This window comes from Rhizobium sp. 01T444 (genome assembly GCF_056398305.1).
Genome location: NZ_JBFTPD010000052.1, coordinates 20,574 through 27,265 on the forward strand (window position 1 = coordinate 20,574; position 6,692 = coordinate 27,265).

Genomic DNA, 6,692 nt, shown 5'->3' on the forward strand with positions numbered 1-6,692 from the left:
ATAATTGAAGAATTTGGCAGCTGTGAAGAATTCGTCAGACTTGAGGCGTTGGAGCCGCGCGGCGTTTGCGCCTGCGCGGCTCCGGCATTCTGAGGCCAGAAGATCAGCCCTGGCCATTGATCGGAAGCGCGACGAAGCGGCTGCCGTCCTTCGACTGGATCTGGAACAGCGCGCGGGTGCGGCCGTCCTTCTTGGCCTGGTTGATGACGCGGACGACATCGTCGGCGCTGGAGACCTCCTGGTTGTTGACCGAGGTGATCGTCTCGCCTTCCTTGATGCCCTTGTCGGCAGCATCCGAATTCGGATCGATGCCGGTGATGGCGAGGCCCTTACCGTCATCCGACGGGCCGACCGTCAGGCCGAGATCGGCAAGCGCCTTCTCGGAAGCCGGCGGCTGGGCCTGCTCCGGCTGGCCGTTGTCGTCACCAGCAGAAGCCTGCTGGTCGGCCGGCAGCGTGCCGAGCTCGACAGTCACGGACTGGGCCTTGCCGGAACGCCATACCGAAAGCTCGACCTTGCTGCCCGGCGTCATCGCGCCAATGCGACGGCTGAGATCGCGGGCATCCTTGACAGGCTCGCCGTTGACGGCAGTGACCACGTCACCCGTCTTCATGCCGGCCTTCTGGCCGGGCGTGCCTTCCTGAGCGGAGACGACCAGAGCGCCACTTGCTTCAGAGAGACCGAGGGAGTCGGCGATATCCTTGGTGACCGGCTGGATCTGAACGCCGAGGTAGCCGCGCGAAACGGTACCGTCCTTCATCAGGTCGGCAACGACATCCTTGGCGGTGGAGGCCGGGATGGCGAAGGCGATACCGACGCTGCCGCCCGACGGCGAGAAGATCGCGGTGTTGATGCCGACGACCTGGCCGTTGAGGTTGAAGGTCGGGCCACCAGAGTTACCGCGGTTCACGGCTGCGTCGACCTGGAGGTAATCGTCATAGGGGCCGGAGCCGATATCACGACCGCGGGCCGAAACGATGCCGGCCGTGACCGTGCCACCGAGGCCGAAGGGGTTGCCGACGGCGACGACCCAGTCACCGACGCGGACCTTGTTGTCATCGGCCCAGTTGACATAGGTGAATTTGCGGCCCTTGCCATCGACCTTCAGCACGGCAAGGTCGGTGCGCGGGTCCTTGCCGATCAGCTTGGCATCGAGCTCGGTGCCGTCGTTCATGACAGCAACGAATGCGGAGCCGTCGGAAACGACGTGGTTGTTGGTGACGATGTAGCCATCTTCAGTGATGAAGAAGCCCGAACCTTGAGCGACAGGGCGCAGACGGCCCGGACCGCCCGGCTGGCCGAAGCGGCGCTGCTGGTTCTGACCCTGGTGGCCCTGGCCCTGTTCGCCGAACTGACGGAAGAACGGCTTCAGAGCGTCAGGCAGATCGTCAAAGCCGCGACCGTTGAAATCGAAGGAGAAACCGTCGCCATCATCAGAGGCCGGCTTGACGCGGCTTTCGACGCGGACGGAAACGACGGCCGGGGAAACGGCGTCAACGACATTTGCAAAGCTCGGAACCGAGGGGGACTGGACATTGACAGCCTCGGCATAGGAACGGGAGATCTCGACAGGGATACCGGTTGCAAGAACGGCGGCTGCCAGACCTGCAACGGTGGATGCCTGAAGCACCGTTTTGAGGGACGGACGTCCGCGGAAATTTTTCAGCATAAGAGTACCTTCTTTTCTTGTTCAGACCTTCGTTCCGGCGGTGCCGGACCAGTTATGACCGAGATATAGGACGCCGCACCTTACTACGAACTGTCCAGCCCATGAAAAATTCGTAATGTACCAATATTCTTTTGGTTGCATGCCGAAGGGCGAGATTAATTGACCAAACCGCATTTAACCGATCAGTTGACAATCGATATCGCGCCCTGTATTTAACCGTTGAGTTATATACGAGGCCCATCATGCAGACCGACACTCTGAGCGCCGCTTTCGCAGCCCTCGCAGACCCCACACGCCGGGCGATCATCGCGCGGCTGGCCGAAGGCGAGGCTTCGGTCAACGAACTCGCCGCCCCCTTCGAGATGAGCCTTCCGGCGGTCTCGAAACATCTGAAGGTGCTGGAAAAGGCAGGGCTTATCAGCCGGGGCAAGGAAGCCCAATGGCGACCGGCCAAGCTCGAACCGATAGCGATGAAGGGCATTGCCGACTGGCTGGAGCAATACCGGCGTTTCTGGGAATCGAGCTTCGACCGGTTGGATGGCTACCTTCAAAAGATCCAGAGAGCGGACGACAGCGGCCCCCGCAATTGACAGTCGCCCTCTCATTTTTCAATCACGATAGGGGAATACCATGGCCGATCAGCTATCGCGCCCCACATTGCATATGCAACGGATATTCAATGCACCGCGTGCCCTCTTATGGGCCGCCTGGACCCGGCCGGAAATGGTCGTTGCCTGGCTCGGCCCTGTCGAACGGCCGGCGGTCAGCGTCGTGCAGGATCTGCGCGTCGGTGGCACATACAGGGCATGCCTGAAGAATATCGGGGATGGCAGCCTGCTGTGGCAGAGCGGCGTCTATAGGGAAATCGAGGAACCCTCGCGTCTCTCTTTCACCTTCCAGTGGGAGGGATCGCATGAGGATGGCGAACCGGTCGTGACACTCGTGACCGTCGTCTTCGAGGAACTGGCCGATGGCCGCACGCTGATGGATTTCACCCATGCGGACCTGAGGTCCGAAGAGAGCCTTACCGGACACAGACACGGCTGGGAGAGCACCTTCGGCAGGCTGGAAAGCTGGATTGCGGCTCAAGGAAATCAAAGGGAGTGATGACCATGAAACTCGTAACGAATCTCGTCTTCAAAGGCGAATGCCGGCAGGCCTTCGAATTCTACGCCAAAGTGCTCGGCGGCAAGCTGAACGGCATGTTCACCTTCGCCGAAGCGCCCGGCGACATGCCGATCGATCCGTCCTTCAAGGACAAGATCATGCATGCCTGGCTCGATGTCGGCGACCAGTCCCTCATGGGCTGTGACGCCCCTCCCGGATATCAGGAGAACATGGGCGGCTTCAGCGCCACGTATCACAGTCAGGATGCGGCGGAAGCGAAGCGTGTCTTCGAGGCGCTGTCGGAAGGCGGCAAAGTGACCATGCCCTTCAACGCGACCTTCTGGTCGCCGGGCTTCGGCATGTTCACCGATCGCTTCGGCACACCCTGGATGGTCAATACGATCCCGGCGGATCAGCGATGAGCGATAAGGCCATGATCTGGACCGGTCGCGTGCTGACCGGGCTTTTCGCGCTCTTCATGCTCGGAGCATCGATCGCCCCCAAGCTTCTTGGCCTGCCGATTGCCGAGGAAACCATGACCCAGCTCGGATGGCCAAACGGCTATGTGCTGATGATCGGCCTGATCGAGCTGACCTGCCTCGTGCTCTACCTCATCCCGCAGACGAGCGTTTTCGGTGCGGTGCTGATGATGGGGCTGCTCGGGGGTGCCATGGCCACGCAGATCCGGGCCGGAAGCCCGCTCTTCAGCCATATCCTGTTCAGCATCTATCTCGGGCTGTTCATGTGGGGCGGCTTGTGGCTGCGCGATCCTGCAGTCAGGGCGCTGTTTCCCTATCGAAAGGCGTGAGGATCAACCATTCCGCCGTGATTTGTCGCGGCGGAATGGTTTCTTATTTTTCCAGTAGCTCGGCGAGCTTCGCCTGCTCTTCGTCCGTGAGTTTGCTGCCGGTTGGCTTGCCGGCCCGCTTGCGGGCAAAGACGATGAGCGAAACCCCGCCGGCGAGGATCAGCAGCACCGGTGCACCCCAGAGCAGCAGCGTGCGCAGGCTGAAGCGCGGCTTCAGCAGCACGAATTCCCCGTAGCGTGAGACGATGTAGTTCAGCACCTGTTCGTCGCTATCGCCATCGGTGATGCGCTCGCGCACCAGCAGGCGCAGGTCCTTGGCGAGATCGGCATTGGAATCGTCGATCGACTGGTTCTGGCAGACCATGCAGCGCAGTTCGGCAGACAGTGCCCGCGCCCGCGCTTCGAGGGCCGGATCGGTGAGCATCTCGTCCGGGTTGACGGCGAAGGCGGACAGGGGCGTGAAGAGGACGAACAGGATAATGAGGAGCCGGGAGAGCAGAGACGAGATTTGCGACATGCGCCGAACCTCTCCTCCCCTCATTCCTGTGCTTGTCACAGGAATCCAGCCACGGCGCGTCCGCGCCGTGAATGAATCCATGCCAGTGTCAAATGAGTCTTCTGCGCCCAAGGACTTGGGCGCGCTGGATTCTTGTGACAAGCACAGGAATGAGGGAGATGGGGGACGGCGCATCATTCCGCCGGCTCCATGGCGGGTGTCGCCGGCTTCGCCTTTGCCTTCCTGCTTGGTGCACCGACACGCAGACGCCGGTCGCTGAGCGAGACGAAGCCGCCGAGGGCCATAATCAAGGTCCCGCCCCAGATGCACAGGATGAAGGGTTTCCACCAGATACGCACGACGATGCCGCCGTCATGGGTGGCGTCACCCAGCGAGACATAGAGCTGGCTGAGACCGAAGGTGAGGATACCGGCTTCCGTCGTCGGCATCTGCCGGGCGGTGTAAACCCGCTTGGCCGACCAGACATCGGCGACTTGCGCGCCGCCGCGGCGGATCGAGAAATGGCCGCGGTCCTCGGTATAGTTGGGACCGGTGGCCGGCTGCATGCCATCGAAGACGATGCTGTAGCCGCCGGCATCGGTCGACTGGCCCTGCTTCATCTCGACCACATGTTCGGTCTGGAGCGTGGTGACCGCGACAATGCCGAGCACGGTGACGCCAAGCCCGGCATGGGCAAGTGCCGTGCCGAAGGCCGAGCGCGGCAGGCCGGAGAACCGGCGCCAGGCGATATCCGCCTTCACCTTGCCGATACCGGCGCGATACCAGAGGTCGGCCACCGCACCTAAGATCAGGAACAGGCCGGCAGCAAGGCCGAGCACGGCCATGACCGGGCCGCCATGTTCGAGATAGAAGAAGACCAGCGCTGCGACGAAAGCGAGACCGGCAACAACGTACAGCCGCTGCAGGGCGCCGAGCAGATCGCCGCGCTTCCAGGCAAGCAGCGGCCCGAACGGCACGACGATCAGAAGCGGCGCCATCAGCAGGCCGAAGGTCAGGTTGAAGAAGGGCGGCCCGACGGAGATCTTGTCGCCGGTCAGCGTTTCCAGCACCAGCGGATAGAGCGTGCCTGTTAACACCGTGCCGCAGGCAACCGTCAGGATCAGGTTGTTGACGACGAGCGCCCCCTCGCGCGAGATCGGCGCAAACAGGCCGCCGGCCGACAGAAGCGGAGCGCGGAAGGCAAAGAGCGACAGCGCGCCCCCGATGAAGATCAAGAGGATGCAGAGAATGAAGACGCCGCGGCTCGGGTCGCTGGCGAAAGCATGCACCGAGGTCAGGACGCCGGAGCGCACCAGGAAGGTGCCCATCAGCGACAGCGAGAAGGTGAGGATGGCCAGCAGCACCGTCCAGATCTTCAGCGCCTCGCGTTTTTCCATGACGAGGGCGGAATGCAGAAGTGCGGTGCCGGCAAGCCAGGGCATGAAGGAGGCATTCTCCACCGGATCCCAGAACCACCAGCCGCCCCAGCCGAGCTCGTAATAGGCCCAGTAGGAGCCCATGGCGATGCCGAGCGTCAGGAAGGTCCAGGCGGCCAGCGTCCAGGGCCGCACCCAGCGCGCCCAGGCGGCATCGATGCGGCCATCGAGAAGGGCGGCAACGGCAAAGGAGAAGCAGACGGAAAAGCCGACATAACCGAGGTAGAGCAGCGGCGGATGGATGGCGAGCCCGATATCCTGCAGCACCGGGTTCAGGTCCTTGCCCTCGGCAGGGGCCGGATCAAGGCGGACGAAGGGATTGGAGGTCAACAGGATGAAGAGGATGAAGGCAACCGAGATCCAGGCCTGGACGGCGAGAACATTGGCCTTCAGCGTATCCGGCAGATTGCGGCCAAAGATCGCGACCAGGGCGCTGAACAGCGAAAGGATCAGGAGCCAGAGCATCATCGAGCCCTCGTGGTTGCCCCAGACGCCGGAATACTTGTAGATCAGCGGCACCAGCGAATGCGAGTTCTCCCAGACATTCTGCACCGAGAAGTCGGAGACGACATGGGCATAGGTGAGCACGCCGAAGGAGAAGGCGACGAGGGCAAAGAGCAGGACGGAACCGAGCGGGGCGACATCCATCATCGCCTGATCGCCGCGCCGGGCACCGATCACGGGCACGACCGACAGGACGATCGCGGTTGCGAGCGCCAGAACCAGCGCATAATGGCCGATCTCGATGATCATGGCGTCGCCTTTGTCTCTTGCGCCTGGGCTTCCTGAGCCTTGGCTTCAGCACCTTGCGGCGCCTCACCTTGCTTTGTCGGGCCCTTGCCCTCTTCCCAGAGGCCTTGAGCCTTCAGCCTGTCGGCCACTTCCTTGGGCATATAGGTCTCGTCATGCTTGGCAAGCACGGTATCGGCGGTGAAGACAGTGCTGCCCGTCTCGAAGGCGCCTTCGGTCACCACCCCCTGCCCCTCGCGAAACAGATCCGGCAGGATGCCCTCATAGCGGACATTGACGATCTCTCCGCTCGGATCGGTCACGGCAAAGCGCACGACCGAGCCCTCGCCGCGCATGACGCTGCCGCTTCCGACAAGGCCGCCGAGGCGGATGCGGGTGCCGGGCGCCACCGGTGTCTTGGCGAGATCACCCGGCATATAGAAATAG

General features: G+C 62.4%; 8 protein-coding genes. 4 read left to right on the forward strand and 4 right to left on the reverse strand.

The annotated features are described in order from the left end of the window. Positions 1 to 103 precede the first annotated feature (103 nt). Complete coding sequence (locus AC1DTN_RS35540; protein WP_439014440.1) at positions 104 to 1,669, reverse strand: Do family serine endopeptidase; 1,566 nt, start codon at positions 1,667 to 1,669, stop codon at positions 104 to 106. Positions 1,670 to 1,911: 242 nt separating this feature from the next. On the opposite strand from AC1DTN_RS35540, the gene AC1DTN_RS35545 reads away from it, so the two are divergent. From AC1DTN_RS35545 to AC1DTN_RS35560, 4 genes are read left to right on the forward strand one after another with little or no spacing between them, the layout of a single operon-like run. Further along, a complete protein-coding gene (locus tag AC1DTN_RS35545) occupies positions 1,912 to 2,259 on the forward strand; it encodes an ArsR/SmtB family transcription factor (RefSeq protein WP_113324126.1) in 348 nt (115 codons plus the stop codon). 40 nt (positions 2,260 to 2,299) lie between these two features. Continuing rightward, complete coding sequence (locus tag AC1DTN_RS35550) at positions 2,300 to 2,776, forward strand: SRPBCC family protein (protein WP_439014438.1); 477 nt, start codon at positions 2,300 to 2,302, stop codon at positions 2,774 to 2,776. A 5-nt stretch (positions 2,777 to 2,781) separates the two neighbouring features. Further along, positions 2,782 to 3,198 (forward strand): VOC family protein, encoded by a 417-nt coding sequence (locus AC1DTN_RS35555; RefSeq protein WP_439014437.1) that lies wholly within the window; start codon positions 2,782 to 2,784, stop codon positions 3,196 to 3,198. Beyond that, positions 3,195 to 3,584, forward strand: a complete 390-nt coding sequence (locus AC1DTN_RS35560; RefSeq protein WP_439014436.1) for a DoxX family protein — start codon at positions 3,195 to 3,197, stop codon at positions 3,582 to 3,584. The genes AC1DTN_RS35555 and AC1DTN_RS35560 overlap by 4 nt, the downstream gene beginning before the upstream one ends. 43 nt (positions 3,585 to 3,627) lie before the next feature. Here AC1DTN_RS35560 and AC1DTN_RS35565 read toward each other — a convergent pair whose 3' ends face one another. The 3 genes from AC1DTN_RS35565 to ccmE all read right to left on the reverse strand — a co-directional run. Further along, entirely contained in the window at positions 3,628 to 4,101 is a 474-nt protein-coding gene (locus AC1DTN_RS35565; RefSeq protein WP_439014435.1) for a cytochrome c-type biogenesis protein, read from the reverse strand. A 173-nt stretch (positions 4,102 to 4,274) separates the two neighbouring features. After that, positions 4,275 to 6,269, reverse strand: a complete 1,995-nt coding sequence (locus AC1DTN_RS35570; RefSeq protein ID WP_477924803.1) for a heme lyase CcmF/NrfE family subunit — start codon at positions 6,267 to 6,269, stop codon at positions 4,275 to 4,277. After that, the coding region (ccmE, locus tag AC1DTN_RS35575) for a cytochrome c maturation protein CcmE (RefSeq protein ID WP_477924804.1) at positions 6,266 to 6,692 on the reverse strand (427 nt) is incomplete at its 5' end. The genes ccmE and AC1DTN_RS35570, both read right to left, overlap by 4 nt.